The sequence below is a fragment of the Cytobacillus solani genome, from assembly GCF_001420595.1.
Taxonomy (GTDB): Bacteria; Bacillota; Bacilli; order Bacillales; family Cytobacillaceae; genus Cytobacillus; species Cytobacillus solani.
This window is the reverse complement of sequence record NZ_LJIX01000006.1, coordinates 3,483,960-3,500,936: the sequence shown is the minus strand read 5'-3', so window position 1 is coordinate 3,500,936 and position 16,977 is coordinate 3,483,960. Positions and strand designations below refer to the sequence as shown.

Genomic DNA, 16,977 nt, shown 5'->3' with positions numbered 1-16,977 from the left:
ATGTTGAAAATTGGTTCACATGTATCGATGAGTGGGAAAAAAATGCTTTTAGCAGCTAGTGAAGAGGCTGTATCATACGGATCCAATACATTTATGATCTATACGGGTGCTCCGCAAAACACGAGAAGGAAAAAAATTGAAGAATTAAATATAGAAGCAGGTTTGAAGCATATGGAGGAAAACGGGATAAGCGATATTGTTGTTCATGCTCCATATATTATCAATATCGGGAATACAACGAATCCGAGTACCTTTGAGCTGGGTGTGAATTTCCTGCGCTCTGAAATCGATCGTACAGAGGCATTAGGTGCGAGACAAATCGTTCTCCACCCTGGTGCGCATGTTGGTGCAGGAACAGAGGCAGGCATCAAAAAAATAGTTGAAGGCTTAAATGAAGTATTAAAAGGAGACGAAAAGGTTCAAATCGCTCTTGAAACGATGGCAGGCAAAGGCTCTGAATGCGGAAAGTCATTTGAGGAGCTTGCGATGATTATTGATGGAGTAAACTACAATGATCACTTATCTGTTTGCTTTGATACTTGTCATACACATGATGCCGGATACAATATCGTCGAGGATTTTGATGGGGTTTTAGAGGAATTTGACCGGATCATTGGCATAGATCGATTAAAGGTTCTTCATATTAATGATAGTAAAAATGAGCGGGGAATGAGAAAAGACCGCCATGAAAACATCGGATTTGGCCATATTGGCTTTAAAGCATTGAATAACATTGTTCATCATCCACAGCTGATGAATGTGCCAAAAATACTAGAAACACCATATGTGGGAGAAGACAAAAATAATAAAAAAGCACCTTATAAGCATGAAATAGCTATGCTTCGTGCCCAAGAATATAACGAAAATCTTTTGGATTTAATTATGCAGGGATCATCCCATTAAGAAAAAAGCTGTGAAATTTTCACAGCTTTTTTCAATGTATTTAGAGAAAAGTTATTTAGTAAATTGAATAAATAGCTTATTTACAGCTCGAGCCGTTTCAGGTCCAGCAATTTTTGCAATCTCCTTTACTACTCTTGTACGCTCCTCATCATTAAATATATTTACTTGTTTTCCTCGAAGATAATCGGCTATTTTGTCAGCTTGCTGTTTTGTAATGATGATTTGAAATTGTTTCCCATACTTTAGTAATTCATCACCAGTAATAGTCCCTATCTTATGATTAATGATGTTTTCAAAAATTTTCATTCTCCATCACTCCTCCAATGTACTGTATGAGAAGAGAAGGGAATTTGTTACAGTTTTTGCATCGAGGAAAGGAAGTAATTATTCTTTACAATTTTTTATCCTTGCTGTATACTACTAAATCGTAATGATTCTTATATTCGAAGCTGTTGTTATGAAAATTACAGCTGGATTTTTAGGTGATAAAATGGAAAAACAATTACATTCGATTATCGAAATAGAGCAAGTATCCTACCGTTATGAAAAGGAGGATGTTCTTGAAAATATTAATCTTACCATACATGAAGGTGCATTCTTAGGTATTGTTGGGCCAAATGGTTCGGGAAAATCTACTTTATTAAAGCTTGTTCTTGGACTTCTCAAAACACAAAATGGAGAAATTCGGCTTTTTGGTCAGGAAATCAGCCGATTCAAAGACTGGCATAAAATTGGTTTTGTATCACAAAAGGCAAATTCCTTTAATACTGGTTTCCCTGCAACGGTTTATGAAGTCGTTTCAAGCGGATTAACTAAAAAGCTTGGGCTTTTCAAGTTTATGAAAAGAGAGCATCACATGAAGGTTACGCAAGCCATCGACTCCGTTGGACTTCTTGCATTTAAAGATAGAAATATTGGGGAGCTTTCAGGAGGACAGCAGCAGCGTGTTTTCATCGCTAGAGCATTAGTAAGTGATCCAAAGTTAATGATTCTTGATGAGCCAACAGTTGGGGTTGATGCCCAAAATGTTCAATCCTTTTACGAAATGCTTGATGAGTTAAATAAAAAATTAGGTATTACCCTTTTATTAGTGACTCATGATATCGGTACCATTTCTGATAAAGTCACACATGTTGCCTGTTTAAATAAACATTTGCATTTTCATGGGAAAACAGAGGAATTTGAACAGCTAAAAATGGATGAAATGTCTGAATTTTACGGTCATGATGTCCATATCCTCACACACGAGCACGATCATCATCACCATCATCACGGAGGATCAGAGCAATGATTGCAGGAATATTACAATATGAATTTTTACAAAACGCCTTTTTAACAGGGATTATTATTGGGATTATTGCTCCGTTAATCGGTGTATTTATTGTTGTCCGCAGGCTTTCTCTTATTGCTGATGCGCTAAGTCATGTTACACTTGCTGGGATTGCTGCAAGTCTTCTGCTAGAAAAGAAATTTATCGGATTAAGCGGCTTAAATCCATTATATATGGGAATGGTTTTTTCAGTAACAGGCTCCCTCTTTATCGAAAAGCTACGTGCAGTGTATAAGCATTATCAAGAACTAGCTATTCCTATCATTTTATCTGGAGGAATTGGTTTAGGAGCTATTTTCATCTCACTTGCCGATGGATTTAATACCGATTTATTTAGCTATTTATTTGGCAGTGTAAGTGCGGTGAGCCGTGCAGATTTATGGACAATCTTGGTGATTAGCATCTTTGTTATTGCAATGATCCTTTTATTATATAAAGAATTATTTTTATTATCCTTTGATGAAGAACATGCAAAAGCTTCTGGTATAGCAGCAAAGAGTATACATTTTATTTTTATTGTTATGGTGGCTTTAGTCATTGCAGCATCTATGCGAATTGTCGGTATCCTGCTGGTTTCCTCTTTAATGACCTTGCCTGTTGCTGCAAGCATTCGAATTGCCAAAGGATTTAAACAAACCATTTTTTACTCCGTTCTTTTCGGTGAGACTTCTGTTTTAGGCGGGCTCATGCTTTCTTATTATTTAGATTTAGCACCAGGTGGAATGATCGTCATTATCGCAGTTCTCATTTTGATCCTTACTATTTTAATAAAAAAACTCACAGTAAAGGTGGCCGTCTAGGTTAAAGTGCCTCCAAACGTGTAAATAGAATTATTAGAGGTGAATAAAATGGATGTGAATGAAGCGTTACAGCTTTTAAAGGAAAAGGGCTATAAGCATACGGGGAAACGGGAAGAAATGCTTGAACTTTTTGCGAAAAGCAATAAATATTTAACGGCAAGAGATGTGCTCGCTTGGATGAAGGATGACTACCCTGGTTTAAGTTTTGATACGATTTACAGGAATTTATCATTATTTGTTGATCTTGGAATTTTTGAAATGACAGAGTTGTCCGGGGAAAAGCATTTTCGTTATACATGTGCGCATGAGCATCACCACCATCATTTTATTTGTTTAGATTGCGGAAAAACGAAGGAAATAAATACATGTCCAATGAAAGAAGTGCAGGATCATCTTAGAGGCTACGATATTTCAGGTCATAAATTTGAGATTTATGGAAAATGTCCTGAATGCTTCGAGCATACGGATGCAGCATATAGTTAAAATAAAAAAACGGCATAGCCGTTTTTTTATTGTTGTTTTAACCAGTTGTCCACCCACGCATTTGCCTCAGACCATGAATTTACCCGGATTACCCCATTTGGAATGGGCTCTCGATTGTAAGGGGTATCAAATAAGATAACGGGAATATGACATTCCTCGTGAAGCATGACTGCATTGTCGTGCTTGTCTTCAAAGAATATATCCACTTGAAAGTTTTTCGCAGCCTCAATTTTATTATGTGTGCCTAGTAAGTCAATATGATTAAACTGCAGGGCATTTTTTAAAAACCATTCCTTTGTTATTTCAAGAAGGTGAGGACCACGTGCACTAATAAAAATTAAGTCATGCACAGTCTCCCACTTTTTTAATACTTCTTTTGCTCCTTTTGCTAGTGGAGATGCTGCATAAATGATAGGTTCGCTTTTCAAAAACCAATCGGCAAACTCTATTTCGGTACAATCGACAACATGGGTTAAATCATATTGCTTTACATCATTTAATGTAATATTTACGTTAAACTCTTTATTTATATAGGGAATGATGGAGGAAGGACATGTAACGGTTCCATCAATATCAATTCCAAATCGCTTCTTCATTTGAAACGCTCCTTTAAAAATAATCTCACTTTTATCTTAGCGCAGTTGAATGGTTCGGTCGAGAATGGATTTCAGATCATTAGAAAATTTCAGGTGAAGAGTTAAAGATTAACAACAATATTTTGGTCCTTTAGGTGAACAATAATAATGCTCCAAAGTAAGCGAGACAAGATCATAAGGGAATCTACATGATTCCACTAATGAAAGTGAGGGATCAAGTAAATGGCAGATCAAGACCGCGATTATGAGGATTACGATCTTCGGCATAGCGAGCAAATTGGAGATAAAGACCAATATGGAACTGCAGATTTCACGGAAGAAACCTCAGCTGAACTCGCTGCACCGATTTCCTATGATAGACGCATAAGTAGAACGGATGAGCGGGAAAGGGAATCTGTAACCGCAGGAAAAGGCGTGGGCATTGCTGCTCTTGCACTTTCTATTCTTTCCTTATTCGTGTTACCTATCCTGTTTGGAGCAACAGGCATTGTGCTCGGTTTCATTGCCAGAAGAAGAGGTGCTACTGCCCTTGGCAGCTGGGCGATTGGAATTGGAGTCGTGTCAATTATTGTAGGGATGTTTATACTGCCGTTTTTTTAAAGCGGAGAAAAATAGAGCCTGGCATCAAATGCCAGGCTCTTATCCTTTTGATTAGTTTACACTTTCAGCTTTTTTCTTTTCCTCTTCTTGTTTCGCAAAGTACTCTTCAGCAATTTTATCGATTTCAATTTTTAATTCCTCAACCATTGTTGCTTCAGGTACTTTACGGACAATTTCCCCTTTGCGGAACAGAAGTCCTTCGCCCCGTGCACCAGCAATTCCAATATCAGCTTCACGTGCTTCACCTGGTCCATTTACAGCACAGCCCAGTACGGCTACTTTAATTGGAGCTTTAATTTTTTGGATATATTCTTCTACTTCATTGGCGATGCTAATTAAGTCAATTTCTATTCTGCCGCATGTTGGACAGGAAATTAATGTTGCAGCATTGGAAGACAAGCCAAATACCTTAAGTAATTCCCGAGCCACTTTAACCTCTTCTACAGGGTCTGCGCTTAAAGAAATTCTTAATGTATTTCCGATGCCCTTATGAAGAATTGCACCTAATCCTGCTGCACTTTTAACTGTACCCGCAAATAATGTACCCGATTCAGTAATACCTAAATGTAATGGGTAATCAAATGCTTTTGCTGCCTTTTCGTAGGCTTCAATGGCTAAATTAACATCAGAAGCTTTCATCGATACGATAATATCATGAAAATCAAGGTCCTCTAGGATTTTAATATGATGCAAAGCACTTTCAACCATCCCATCAGCAGTAGGATATCCATATTTCTCAAGAATTCGTTTTTCAAGAGATCCCGCATTTACGCCAATTCGAATAGGAATCCCCTTTGCTTTTGCAGCTTTAACAACTGCTTCCACCTTTTCACGTTTCCCGATATTTCCTGGATTGATCCTGATTTTATCTGCTCCGCCTTCAATTGCCTTAAGAGCAAGCTTGTAATCAAAATGGATATCTACAACAAGTGGAATATTGATTTGTTTTTTTATATCTGCAATGGCATTTGCTGCACGTTCGTCAGGACAAGCAACGCGGACAATTTGACAGCCTGCTTCCTCTAGACGTTTGATTTCAGCAACTGTTGCCTCAACGTCATGTGTTTTTGTTGTTGTCATACTTTGGATAAACAGCTCATTGCTGCCGCCAATTGTTAATGGTCCCACTTTAACTGGACGTGTTTTTGTACGATGTATCATTTCAGTCAATGGAGATTCGCTCCTTTAATTTACAGTTAATTATTTAAACAATCCACTTTCATATTGTATCAATGAATCAATCGAATTGACAAGAATGATGGTTTATCCAATAAAGGGAACTTTTTAGTTTTTGCTGCTATATAAAGGAAACTTGTACGTTTCTCCATATTTTAGTTCTTCAGGCTTTAAACCACTATTCAAATTTGAAAAGTCAGAGATTACATCTGTGATACTAACTGGAAGGGGACCTTTCATTTTTTGTTCAATAATGGAAAGGACCGTTTCTCCTGGGTTGACCTTTTTTTCAAAGAAGGATTCGGCTGTATTTGTCATGGAGGTTGCTTCGATTGATTGTTCATTATCAACTGGCAGCGTCCCTTTGCTTAAGTCATAATAAATAACAAAAATCGTCAGTGCTGCTAATAATAGTGCGACTAATCTTTTCATATTGAGCAATACCTCCGGAATAATTTGCTTGCATATCCCATATGTATGCTTGTCCAATAAAGATTAGAACTTAGATAAAACTTTAAGATTGTAATCATGTTTACGATAATCTTACCTATCATTTACATATTCTTAATATTCCTTTGTCATAATGTAGGTAGAAAGTCGGAACGTAATCGTGTTTGTTAAAGAGATGGGAAAGGTAGGAATCATATCTTGCTAAAGAAATTATCGCTACAAACAAAATTATTAGTCATGATTTTAGGCCTACTGCTGTTGACGGTTTCAACCGTTGCGTATATTTCATACGGGAAGTCTAAGGATACTGCGATAAAGTTAATGGAGCAGCGTCTGAATAAAGAGGTGGCAGGCATTTATGATATGGCCCAAAATGTGATGCTCATTTATGTAGGCCAGGAGGAAAAATTCCACAAAAAAATGAATCAGGTTATTAAAACCCAGGATGCTGATCTAGCACAAGATGGGTTTGAAGGGAATTATTTTTTAGTTAATAACAAAGGAGCGACTCCTTTTCTAATAAGTAAGAACTCAACGATTAGTTTTACAGAAAATATACTTGAGAAAATTAGAAAAAAGCAGAATGGCTTACTCCATCAGAAAATAGATGGGGAGCTTTATACACTTTCCTTTCATTCAGTTCAAGAATTAAAAGGGATTTATCTCATTGCTATACCTCAAGAACAATATTTACAAGATATAAATGAGATGGCGAAATACATATTTATTGTTGCATGCATTAGCCTTATTCTAACATCTGCTATTCTCATAATAATGGTACGAAGTTTGACCAATCCCCTTATTAAGCTAAGAGAGGTCATGAAAGAAGCAAGGAGCGGAAATTTAGATGTCCGAATAGAAACAAATACAACCACCTCTGAAATCACTTCGCTTGTGAAGAGCTTTAATGCGATGATTGGTCAAATGAGCATGCTTTTATTTAAAATTTCATCGACGACTAAGGATCTATCCTATACCGGGAAAGAACTAAGAAATAGCTCTGGACAAGTATTGGAGGAAAATGAACAGCTAATGGATGCGATCCAAGTGGTTAAAATGGGTGCTGAACAAACAGCTGTCAGTTCTGAGGACAGTATTCAAATGTTTCAAGAAATGAACGAATCTCTTAATAACATTTTTGAACATATGAAAGCTGTTATGGAAAAAGTACTAACAATGAATTATTCAGCCAATGAGGGTGAAAAAAAAGTTGGGAATCTAATTGCTGCATTTAATCATTTTGAAATAGAGTTTAAAGATGTTGCGTCATCAGTTCAGGCTGTTAAAGATCACTCAGAATCAATTGCCAATGTAGTTATGATTATTCAGCAAATTGCAGAGCAAACGAAGCTCTTGGCTTTAAATGCTGCGATTGAAGCAGCAAGAGCAGGTGAATCGGGGAAAGGCTTTGCGGTTGTTGCCAATGAAGTAAAAAAGTTAGCTGACCAATCGTCGATTGCAACGAGTGAAATAAAGAACACAATTTGGAAAATGACATCTATTTCGGTTAAGGCTTCCAATGAATTTGCTGGGATGATGAATAATTTCCAATCGCATGTCCAAACAGCATCGGCAAGCAAGGAATCTTTTGATCAATTAATGCTTGAAATTGCAATGGTTAGCAAGATGATTGAAAAGGCACAAGGGGAGTTAGCCGGCTTGAATCTCTTATTGCCAAAGATAGAGTCAGCTACGGAGAATTATGTTTCTGTTTCCCAAGAAACGGTAGCAAGTGCAGAACAGATGATGAAAGCATCAGAAAGGCAAATGATCAAGATGAAACAAAGTCATGAAGCAGGTGAGAGACTGACTGATTTATCTCAATCACTTGCAATGCTAAATGCGGAATTTCGATACGCTAAATAAAGAGAGTACCTAAAGGAAAACGCGCAGATTTGCGCGTTTTATTTTTTCTCTAGTTTTGGTATCTCTTTTATTACTAATAATAAAATGATAAACGCAACAAACCAATTAATAATGGCACCATTAGGAACCAACGTCCTTAGACTGTCCATCACCGTAAAGAAAACTGCAGGCAGCGTTACACTATATGCCGCTATTCTCCAAGTGTGACGATATTGCATATTAACGTCCATAAGCTTTTGCAATAAAAGACCGACTAAGGCAAGAAATGAAATTTCGATAAATTTCAACCCGGCAGCAACAATATAAATAACTACCGCAATAAGTGGAATGATAATGGCTAACGAAGAATCAATTGAAGCTAAAATATTCTCCAAATCATCATTTGTTAATGTGAAATCCGGTACCATGGAATAAGGGAAGGATTGAGTTTGACCTCCTGCTTTAATAAAGGCTTCATTCTTTAATAATGCAATCGTATTATTACTGTTAGACAATTCCTCTTGGTCAACTGTTCCAGTTGGGTCAAGGATAATAGTAAATTCATCTTTATTAATAATTTTTGGAGCTTCAAGATCTGCTTGCATTTCACCATTTTCAATAACAAATGAAGGAAGTTCCGTTTTAACGCTAGATTGTATTGCTTCCATACCATTTATTAAAGCTGTACTGAAATAAATAATTGAGGGAATAAGGGATAGAAAGGTTAGAAAAAACACATACAATATCGTTTTGCCGATTCCTTGAAATCGATATTGTGCAATATCCTTCGGTGAATAAAGACTTTTTATAAACTGGTTGAAAATATTCATTTGGACACACCCTTAATAGAATTCATCCTTTATTCTACCCGCATAAAAACTTCTGTACAAGTAGTAGAAATTTAACGCTGCAAAAAAATTGTAACATAAATGTAATATTAAGCATGTTTGTTAAGGTGTTGTAAATTTAGCTGTAGAAAACTTTACTCTTTATTCATATTCATTAATAATTGTAAGGAGTTTGATGAAATATGTCGAATAAAGGTATAGGGGTTGGGAAATAGTGGAATTGGATATTCAGCAAATGATTTTTGAATTTCTAGGAGGCCTTGGAATTTTTCTTTACGGGATTAAAACAATGGGCGACGGGCTTCAGAAATCGGCTGGTGATCGGTTAAGGGATTTACTTGATCGTTTCACAACGAATCCTGTAATGGGAGTATTTGCGGGAATGCTTGTGACTATTCTTATTCAGAGCAGTTCTGCAACTACAGTTATAACAGTTGGATTAGTTAGTGCCGGATTCATGACACTCAGACAAGCAATTGGTGTGATTATGGGTGCAAATATAGGAACGACCGTAACTGCCTTCATTATAGGAATCGATGTGGGTGCATATGCTCTGCCTATTATTGCATTAGGAGCAATTTTACTATTCTTCTTCAAAAGCCAAAAAATACATAATATTGGTCAAATCGTGTTTGGTTTTGGTGCTCTCTTTTATGGATTAGAATTAATGAGTGGCGGAATGAAGCCATTAAGGACACTTGAAGCTTTCCATGAGCTGACACTGAATATGAGTGAGAATCCAATTCTAGGTGTAATTGTTGGAACGGTTTTTACGGTAATTGTCCAAAGCTCAAGTGCAACGATTGGGATTCTTCAAGGACTGTTTTCTGAACAGCTTATTGATATCCATGCCGCATTACCTGTTCTGTTTGGAGACAATATTGGAACAACAATAACAGCGGTATTAGCATCAATCGGCGCATCTGTTGCCGCAAAAAGAGCAGCTGCTGTTCATGTTCTATTTAATTTAATTGGGACAACTATTTTCTTGATTCTTTTAAAGCCATTTACATTATTAATCGAATTTATTCAGTCAGCCATGGGGCTAAATCCTGAGATGACCATTGCTTTTGCACATGGGATATTCAATGCGTCAAATACAATTATTCAATTGCCATTTGTTGCAGTATTAGCAATCATCGTAACCAAATTAATTCCTGGTGAAGATGCTGTAATGGAATACAAAGCTAAACATCTTGATCCTGTATTTATCCAGCAATCTCCTTCTATTGCCCTTGGCCAAGCTAAGGAAGAAGTGTTAAGAATGGGGCAATTTGCTATTCGAGGTCTTGATGAAACATGTGAATTCTTAAAAACAAAAAACACAAAGCATTCAAGCAATGCCATGCAGCTGGAGGATGCGATTAATAATCTCGATCGGAAAATTACGGATTATTTAATTGAGCTTTCTACAAGCTCATTATCTGCTCATGAATCAGAAGAGCATACAATGCTTATGGATACTGTCAGAGATATCGAGCGTATCGGGGATCATTATGAAAATATTATTGAGCTTGCAGAGTACCAACAAGCAAATAAAGTGCAAATCTCGGAAAATGCATCCGCAGATTTAGAAGAAATGTTTAAACTTACAATCTCAACTGTGAAAGAATCTATCCATGCATTGGATCATAAAGATAGAATAGCAGCATTAGATGTTGTGAAAAAAGAAGAAGCCATTGATAAAATGGAAAGAAAACTGCGAAAACAGCATATTCTTCGTTTAAATGAGGGTCTCTGCTCAGCTCAAGCTGGGATTGTTTATGTTGATATTGTGAGTAATCTTGAACGGATTGGCGATCATGCGGTAAATATTGCAGAAGCGATTTTAGGTGAAGAATGATTGAATGAAGGGTATAAGCAAGGAGGGGCATCTCCTTCCTTTATTATATAAAAAAGGCTGGTGAGTAATAGAGTCATGGATACTTTGTATTGGACATTAATTATTATATTATTTGTGATTGCTTTCATTGGGCTTGTCTATCCTATTATCCCTAGTGTGCTGTTTGTTGCAGGCGGATTTATTCTATACGGGATATTCTTTTCCTTTGAGCCATTTAACTGGCTCTTTTGGGTGATACAAGGACTTTTTGTGTTGTTGCTATTTGGAGCAGATTACATTTCAAATTTAATCGGAGTGAAAAAGTTCGGCGGTTCAAAAGCAGGGATATGGGGGAGCACAATAGGCCTCCTAGTGGGTCCCTTTGTCATCCCTGTCTTTGGAATTATCATTGGTCCGTTTTTAGGTGCCTTTATAGCAGAGCTTGCCGTTCATAAAAAAGAATGGAAGGAAGCTGCAAAAATCGGATTTGGCTCTGTTATCGGTTTCATCAGCAGTGTTGTAACAAAGGGAATTATACAAGCTGTAATGATCGTTTATTTTATTTTTGTTGTTTTATAATGTTATTTTAAACTAGAAAGGACCCCTTTAAATGCAGTGGGTCCTTTTCATCTATTTAATTAATTCCGCAGATCTCGAAAGGACAATTTAGGCAATCCACTTCCTTTTTTAAGTAATTTAAATTTTTAATGGTGAATTTTTGGCGTTCATAGGAAATGATATCATTTTCTCTTAGCTCCTTCAGCATTCGCTGGATGACTTCCCTTGTCCCAAATGTTAAATTCGCTAACTCCTGATGTGTAAGCGGAAAATCAATTAGAATTCCTTCTTCTGTTTTGACCCCATAGCTGTTGCATAGCCTGATTAAAATGGAATAAAGTCCGCCTTTTTTTCCGTGAATAATTAAATCCTGACAGATCATCTGCGCCTTTAAATATCTAGTACTCAACCATGATGTCAAGTTACTTAATCGTTCCCGGTCCTGTAAAATAAATTCCTCGAATAGCTCTCTTTTTACGATAATCATTTCACAATCAGTAATCGCCTTTGCGAAAAAGTGGTACTTAGGAGCATGTCTGAATATCTGATATTCAATAATGATTTCTTCTCCATTTAATAATTTCAGGATAAATTCTTTTCCGTGAATATTCATTCTTCCTATGGAAACTTTTCCAGATAATAATATGTAAACATTGTTAACCTTGTCCTTCTCTTGAAAGAGGATTGATCCAGACTTAATTAGTTGAACAGTTTCGTTTCCAATAAAATGCTGGATAAGTACGCTATATAGTGAAAGGTTAAAATTTTTCATAATTATAGACTCCTTTCCATGAATTTATAATTTTGATTAAAAGGAAATACGGGTAAGCTGTCAATGACATAGTTGGATTTTATTAGATGACTCCGGTTGATTATATGACTTAAGTCGTTGACTGATAGGTGTTCGTCAAAATCATGACAATTTAACGAAATATGGAATAGTTGTATGATTTATAAAAAAATAGGGGAAGGTATATTTGTAATTTGGAGAAATCTTCAAGTTAAATGAAAAGCAATTGCTTAAGCATTTTCATTGAAAGGATTATCTTATTTTGGTAATCTTATATGGAAGGCCTGAATAATCATTCTAAAATTAGAATGATAGGAATCGTAAAAGAATTCTGAAGGCTTAATTTATTTACATAGGGAGGAATTTATAATGGCATTCGAATTACCGCAATTACCTTATGCGTATGACGCACTAGAACCAAATATCGACAAAGAAACAATGAATATTCATCACACTAAACACCATAACACATATGTGACTAATCTTAATAATGCATTAGAAGGAAACGATGAGCTTCTTTCTAAATCAGTTGAAGAAGTAATCTCAAATCTTGATGCTGTTCCAGAAGCAGCTCGTACGGCTGTCCGCAATAATGGCGGTGGTCATGCAAACCACTCATTATTCTGGCAGGTTATTTCTCCAAACGGTGGCGGTGAGCCAACAGGAGATTTAGCTGCTGCAATTAACAGCAAATTTGGCAGCTTCGATAGCTTTAAAGAAGAGTTTGCAAAAGCAGCTACTACTCGCTTCGGTTCTGGCTGGGCATGGCTTGCAGTAAACAATGGCGAGCTTGAAGTAACTAGCACTCCAAACCAAGATTCACCATTAATGGAAGGCAAGACTCCATTATTAGGTTTAGATGTTTGGGAGCATGCATACTACTTGAAATATCAAAACCGTCGCCCAGAATACATTAATTCTTTCTGGAATGTTGTAAATTGGGATGAAGTTTCTAAGCGTTATAGCGCTGCAAAATAATAGGGTTGATACAGAGAAGCACGGCAGAAATTTCTGCCGTGTTTTCTATTTGATTGATTAGAGAATTATTGAATAAGCAACTCCGTTTTGATGAAAACTACCCTTTAGATGTGAAGGGGAGTTTTTTTATGAGTAAAGTGAAAAAGTTGATCGGAGATGTAGAATTAACAAAGGATTTAGGTTTACTGCTATTGATAGGCGGACTCTATTCATTAAGTGTGGCTTTATCGAATACATTTGTGAACATTTATCTATGGAAGCAGTCTGGTGAATTTAAGGATTTAGGATTATATAATTTAACTATTGTTGTCATACAACCGCTGACCTTTATATTAGCAGGCAGATGGGCTAAGAAAATTGATCGGGTGATCGTTCTAAGGATTGGTGTCATATTTTTGGCGGCATTTTATTTAACCGTTTTAGCTGTAGGTACATATGCGTCCAAATTTTTATTGCTTTTAGGTGCGTTATTAGGGGTAGGGTATGGCTTTTATTGGCTTGCATTTAATGTGTTAACCTTTGAAATTACTGAACCAGAAAATCGGGATTTCTTTAACGGATTTCTCGGCATTCTGACGTCTGTCGGGGGAATGATTGGTCCCATTGCTGCAGGTTTAATTATTTCAAGAATGGAAAAGTTCACTGGATATTCGATCATATTTGGAATTTCACTAGGACTCTTTTCATTGGCTGTTTTTTTAAGCTTCTTTATTAAAAGACGGCCAGCAAATGGAAAGTACTGGTTTAAACGAATTATTGCAGAAAGAAAAAACAATATGAATTGGCGGCTCATTACGAACGCACATTTTTTCCAAGGTTTACGTGAAGGGACATTTGCCTTTATCATATCTGTTTTTGTATTTATTTCCACAGGAAGTGAAATGGCATTAGGAACATTTGGTCTTGTTAATTCAGGTGTTTCATTTATTACATACTACAGCGTATCGAGGCTGCTTAAGAAAAATCAGCGAAAAAAAGCCATTCTCATTGGTGGAGTCATTTTGTATGCTGCCATTTTTTTAATCATTTTTAATTTAACTTATCCCAAGCTGTTATTTTACGCTGGAATTATTGCTATTGCCTACCCACTATTACTAGTTCCATATATATCCATGACTTATGATGTGATAGGGAAGGGATGGAAGGCAGCTGAAATGAGGATAGAATATATTGTGGTTCGTGAAATTTTTTTGAATTCTGGAAGAGTTGTTTCTATACTTGCCTTCCTCGGTGTGGTTGTTTTTCTTAATGAAGAAAAAGGAATACCCATTCTTCTTCTTGCTTTAGGCATCGGTCATTTAATCATCTATTTGTTTATCAGGAAAATTCATTTCCAGTCAATCTAACTGCCTGCGTACACATTTCTTTTTTAGGGAAATATTTCTTATCACAATTATAGGTTCTTAATAGAATAATTTATTGTTTTCTTATAGAATAAAGATAAGTGATAAAGTGAACTGGATAAAGGATGTGTAAATAAACATTGAAGCAAAAAAAGAAGAAGAAGTCACATGTACCATTCCGGGTAAATGTCTTATTCTTTATCGTTTTTATTCTGTTTTCGGTATTAATTCTTAGACTTGGATTTGTGCAAATTGTTTATGGAGATGATTATCGACGAGAGATAGAGCGGACAGAAGACATTACAGTGAATAATCCTGTACCAAGAGGAAAAATGATGGATCGGACAGGGAAGATAATCGTTGATAATACCCCGCAAAACGCAATCACGTATACAAATAGAGGGGCAAAGCAGGATGAAATGATAGAAGTTGCAAAGAAACTTGCAACGCTTATTGAAAAAGATACAAGTAAAGTCCAGGAAAGAGATAAAAAGGATTATTGGATTTTAGAAAACTCGAAGCGTGCAGATGCGAAGGTATCTGATGAGGAAATAGAAAAATTAAAGAAGAAGCTGGAAGGTAAAGAGTTAGACAAGAAAATCTATCAGCTTAAGCTTGACCGTATCACAGAGGAAGAATTAAATGAATTAACTGCATTTGATCTAGAAGTTCTTGCGATTTACCGTGATTTTTCAAGTGGTTATGCGCTAACACCGCAAATGGTAAAAAATAAGGGAGTAACTGATGAGGAATTTGCTGTTGTCAGTGAAAACCTGCAGCTGCTGCCTGGCGTGGATACAACAACAGATTGGGAAAGATATTATGCGTTTGGCGATACATTGAAGTCTGTCCTTGGCAATGTGTCTGATGATGGACTTCCTGCTGAGCAGCTTGAATATTATTTAGCACGGGATTACAGCCGTAATGACCGCGTGGGAAAAAGTCAAATTGAGCTGCAATATGAGGATGTACTGCATGGGCAGAAAGCAAAAGTGAAGAACATCACCGATAAGGCAGGAAATGTGTTAGAAACGATTCCGATTTCAGAAGGTAAAAGAGGGAAGGATCTTGTACTAAGTATAGATATGGACCTTCAGATGGCTGTTGACAAAATTGTAGAAGAGGAATTAAGAGCAGCGAAGGGAAAATCAGGCACTCTTTTACTCGATCGTTCCTATGTTGTCCTGATGGATCCTCGTACCGGGGAGATTCTCTCAATGTCTGGAAAACGAATCGTGAAGAAGGAAAATGGGGAAAAAGTCATTATGGATGATGCGCTTGGAAATATCCAAACGACTTACAACGTTGGATCAACGGTTAAAGGTGCGACGATTATGACTGGTTTTAACACTGGGGCAATCCGTCCAGGAGATACCTTTTACGATACCCCTGTAAGAATTAAAGGAACACCACCTAAAAAATCTTGGAAAGCTGGACTTGGCACGATGTCAGATATCACTGCCCTTAAGTACTCTTCAAACGTTTATATGTTCCAGACTGCGATAAATATTGGAGGGGGCACTTACATCCCTGATCGTCCATTAAAGTTAGATTCAAAGGGCTTTAGTACCATTCGTGACTCCTTTGCACAATATGGTCTAGGTATTAAAACAGGAATTGATCTCCCAAATGAACAGTCTGGCTTTAAAGGGACTGGAACAAAGCCAGGTTTCATGCTTGACTTAGTGATCGGGCAGTATGACACGTATTCGAATATGCAGCTTGCTCAATACGTTTCAACGATTGCAAATGGCGGGAACCGAATGGAGCCGCATATAGTGAAAGAAATCCGCGAGCCATTAATGGAAAACGGAGAAATTGGACCAATTATCCAGGAAATTGAACCGAAAGTACTTAACCGCATCGAAGGAAAAGAAGAATGGCTAGACCGTGTTCAGGAAGGTTTCAAAAAAGTTACTCAGGAACCTGGTGGAACAGCTTATTCTAGCTTTGGCGCGAAAGGGAAGGATTATAATCCAGCAGGAAAGACTGGTACAGCCGAGGCGTTCTATGATGGACCTGAACGGAGCAAATATGGCAAAGAGCCGCCAGAGGTTATTAACTTAAGCTATGTGGGTTACGCTCCTTATGACAATCCTGAAGTCGCAATCGCTGTCTTAGTCCCATGGGCCTACCAAGGAAGCCATGGCCATTATGCGAATAGAAATATTGCTGAACGTGTGTTAGATACGTATTTTGAATTAAAGAAGCAAAGACAATCCGGTACAGCCAATACGGATCATTCAACCGAAGATCAGAAAGAAACGGATGGCGAAAAAACGGAACAAGAATAGAAGAATTATACAATAGGCCTGTTCCCTTAAGGGGGAGCAGGCTTTTTGTATGCAAATAACTAGTTATTCTTTTCGTGAAATCAATTTTTATACATCGCTTTGCTGTAATTTACAAAAGCTTTACATTCAATTAAAACTAGGTTAATGCTGGAGCATTATTC

At 36.9% G+C, this 16,977-nt stretch carries 17 protein-coding genes; 11 read left to right on the top strand and 6 right to left on the bottom strand.

Going from position 1 to position 16,977, the window contains the following annotated elements; translation table 11 throughout:
* Complete coding sequence (locus AN957_RS19470) at positions 1-903, top strand: deoxyribonuclease IV (RefSeq protein WP_053477037.1); 903 nt, start codon at positions 1-3, stop codon at positions 901-903.
* A 51-nt stretch (positions 904-954) separates the two neighbouring features.
* Here the strand turns inward: AN957_RS19470 and AN957_RS19465 are convergent, their stop codons facing one another.
* Entirely contained in the window at positions 955-1,209 is a 255-nt protein-coding gene (locus AN957_RS19465) for a DUF2624 domain-containing protein (RefSeq protein WP_053477036.1), read from the bottom strand.
* Positions 1,210-1,393: 184 nt separating this feature from the next.
* On the opposite strand from AN957_RS19465, the gene AN957_RS19460 reads away from it, so the two are divergent.
* The 3 genes from AN957_RS19460 to AN957_RS19450 are packed head-to-tail and all read left to right on the top strand — an operon-like array spanning position 1,394 to position 3,516.
* Positions 1,394-2,194, top strand: coding sequence for a metal ABC transporter ATP-binding protein (locus tag AN957_RS19460; RefSeq protein WP_053477590.1), 801 nt, complete (start codon positions 1,394-1,396; stop codon positions 2,192-2,194).
* A complete protein-coding gene (locus AN957_RS19455; protein ID WP_056685727.1) occupies positions 2,191-3,033 on the top strand; it encodes a metal ABC transporter permease in 843 nt (280 codons plus the stop codon). The genes AN957_RS19460 and AN957_RS19455 overlap by 4 nt, the downstream gene beginning before the upstream one ends.
* A 48-nt stretch (positions 3,034-3,081) precedes the next feature.
* A complete protein-coding gene (locus AN957_RS19450; protein ID WP_053477034.1) occupies positions 3,082-3,516 on the top strand; it encodes a Fur family transcriptional regulator in 435 nt (144 codons plus the stop codon).
* Between the two features lie 26 nt (positions 3,517-3,542).
* Here AN957_RS19450 and AN957_RS19445 read toward each other — a convergent pair whose 3' ends face one another.
* Positions 3,543-4,112, bottom strand: coding sequence for a nucleotidase (locus AN957_RS19445; protein WP_053477033.1), 570 nt, complete (start codon positions 4,110-4,112; stop codon positions 3,543-3,545).
* 222 nt (positions 4,113-4,334) lie between these two features.
* On the opposite strand from AN957_RS19445, the gene AN957_RS19440 reads away from it, so the two are divergent.
* Positions 4,335-4,712, top strand: coding sequence for a DUF308 domain-containing protein (locus tag AN957_RS19440; RefSeq protein WP_053477032.1), 378 nt, complete (start codon positions 4,335-4,337; stop codon positions 4,710-4,712).
* Between the two features lie 51 nt (positions 4,713-4,763).
* On the opposite strand, the gene ispG is transcribed toward AN957_RS19440, so the two are convergent.
* The gene (gene ispG, locus AN957_RS19435) at positions 4,764-5,873 is read right to left on the bottom strand and encodes a flavodoxin-dependent (E)-4-hydroxy-3-methylbut-2-enyl-diphosphate synthase (RefSeq protein WP_165571531.1); all 1,110 of its coding nucleotides are present in this window, start codon (positions 5,871-5,873) and stop codon (positions 4,764-4,766) included.
* Positions 5,874-5,996: 123 nt separating this feature from the next.
* A complete protein-coding gene (locus AN957_RS19430) occupies positions 5,997-6,320 on the bottom strand; it encodes a hypothetical protein (RefSeq protein ID WP_053477030.1) in 324 nt (107 codons plus the stop codon).
* 216 nt (positions 6,321-6,536) lie between these two features.
* Here AN957_RS19430 and AN957_RS19425 point away from each other — a divergent pair, with 216 nt between their 5' ends.
* A complete protein-coding gene (locus AN957_RS19425) occupies positions 6,537-8,204 on the top strand; it encodes a methyl-accepting chemotaxis protein (RefSeq protein ID WP_245637799.1) in 1,668 nt (555 codons plus the stop codon).
* A 38-nt stretch (positions 8,205-8,242) separates the two neighbouring features.
* Here AN957_RS19425 and AN957_RS19420 read toward each other — a convergent pair whose 3' ends face one another.
* On the bottom strand, positions 8,243-9,013 hold the full coding sequence (locus tag AN957_RS19420) for a DUF1189 domain-containing protein (protein ID WP_053477028.1): 771 nt from the start codon (positions 9,011-9,013) through the stop codon (positions 8,243-8,245).
* A gap of 253 nt (positions 9,014-9,266) precedes the next feature.
* Here AN957_RS19420 and AN957_RS19415 point away from each other — a divergent pair, with 253 nt between their 5' ends.
* The gene (locus AN957_RS19415) at positions 9,267-10,874 is read left to right on the top strand and encodes a Na/Pi cotransporter family protein (RefSeq protein WP_379999339.1); all 1,608 of its coding nucleotides are present in this window, start codon (positions 9,267-9,269) and stop codon (positions 10,872-10,874) included.
* Between the two features lie 75 nt (positions 10,875-10,949).
* Positions 10,950-11,432 (top strand): DUF456 domain-containing protein, encoded by a 483-nt coding sequence (locus AN957_RS19410; protein ID WP_053477589.1) that lies wholly within the window; start codon positions 10,950-10,952, stop codon positions 11,430-11,432.
* 55 nt (positions 11,433-11,487) lie between these two features.
* Here the strand turns inward: AN957_RS19410 and AN957_RS19405 are convergent, their stop codons facing one another.
* On the bottom strand, positions 11,488-12,183 hold the full coding sequence (locus AN957_RS19405; RefSeq protein ID WP_053477026.1) for a Crp/Fnr family transcriptional regulator: 696 nt from the start codon (positions 12,181-12,183) through the stop codon (positions 11,488-11,490).
* A gap of 387 nt (positions 12,184-12,570) precedes the next feature.
* Here AN957_RS19405 and AN957_RS19400 point away from each other — a divergent pair, with 387 nt between their 5' ends.
* The 3 genes from AN957_RS19400 (at position 12,571) to AN957_RS19390 (ending at position 16,816) form a co-directional block, all read left to right on the top strand.
* Entirely contained in the window at positions 12,571-13,179 is a 609-nt protein-coding gene (locus tag AN957_RS19400; protein WP_056685721.1) for a superoxide dismutase, read from the top strand.
* 128 nt (positions 13,180-13,307) lie between these two features.
* Positions 13,308-14,525, top strand: a complete 1,218-nt coding sequence (locus tag AN957_RS19395; RefSeq protein ID WP_053477024.1) for an MFS transporter — start codon at positions 13,308-13,310, stop codon at positions 14,523-14,525.
* 137 nt (positions 14,526-14,662) lie between these two features.
* A complete protein-coding gene (locus AN957_RS19390; protein ID WP_056685718.1) occupies positions 14,663-16,816 on the top strand; it encodes a peptidoglycan D,D-transpeptidase FtsI family protein in 2,154 nt (717 codons plus the stop codon).
* Positions 16,817-16,977: the final 161 nt, after the last annotated feature.

What these genes read in the sequence shown, in the direction of transcription:
- AN957_RS19470 (WP_053477037.1), top strand. Translation starts at nt 1, where the DNA reads ATGTTGAAAATTGGTTCACATGTATCGATGAGTGGGAAAAAAATGCTT.
- AN957_RS19465 (WP_053477036.1), bottom strand. Translation starts at nt 1,209, where the DNA reads ATGAAAATTTTTGAAAACATCATTAATCATAAGATAGGGACTATTACT.
- AN957_RS19460 (WP_053477590.1), top strand. Translation starts at nt 1,394, where the DNA reads ATGGAAAAACAATTACATTCGATTATCGAAATAGAGCAAGTATCCTAC.
- AN957_RS19455 (WP_056685727.1), top strand. Translation starts at nt 2,191, where the DNA reads ATGATTGCAGGAATATTACAATATGAATTTTTACAAAACGCCTTTTTA.
- AN957_RS19450 (WP_053477034.1), top strand. Translation starts at nt 3,082, where the DNA reads ATGGATGTGAATGAAGCGTTACAGCTTTTAAAGGAAAAGGGCTATAAG.
- AN957_RS19445 (WP_053477033.1), bottom strand. Translation starts at nt 4,112, where the DNA reads ATGAAGAAGCGATTTGGAATTGATATTGATGGAACCGTTACATGTCCT.
- AN957_RS19440 (WP_053477032.1), top strand. Translation starts at nt 4,335, where the DNA reads ATGGCAGATCAAGACCGCGATTATGAGGATTACGATCTTCGGCATAGC.
- ispG (WP_165571531.1), bottom strand. Translation starts at nt 5,873, where the DNA reads ATGATACATCGTACAAAAACACGTCCAGTTAAAGTGGGACCATTAACA.
- AN957_RS19430 (WP_053477030.1), bottom strand. Translation starts at nt 6,320, where the DNA reads ATGAAAAGATTAGTCGCACTATTATTAGCAGCACTGACGATTTTTGTT.
- AN957_RS19420 (WP_053477028.1), bottom strand. Translation starts at nt 9,013, where the DNA reads ATGAATATTTTCAACCAGTTTATAAAAAGTCTTTATTCACCGAAGGAT.
- AN957_RS19415 (WP_379999339.1), top strand. Translation starts at nt 9,267, where the DNA reads ATGATTTTTGAATTTCTAGGAGGCCTTGGAATTTTTCTTTACGGGATT.
- AN957_RS19410 (WP_053477589.1), top strand. Translation starts at nt 10,950, where the DNA reads ATGGATACTTTGTATTGGACATTAATTATTATATTATTTGTGATTGCT.
- AN957_RS19405 (WP_053477026.1), bottom strand. Translation starts at nt 12,183, where the DNA reads ATGAAAAATTTTAACCTTTCACTATATAGCGTACTTATCCAGCATTTT.
- AN957_RS19400 (WP_056685721.1), top strand. Translation starts at nt 12,571, where the DNA reads ATGGCATTCGAATTACCGCAATTACCTTATGCGTATGACGCACTAGAA.
- AN957_RS19395 (WP_053477024.1), top strand. Translation starts at nt 13,308, where the DNA reads ATGAGTAAAGTGAAAAAGTTGATCGGAGATGTAGAATTAACAAAGGAT.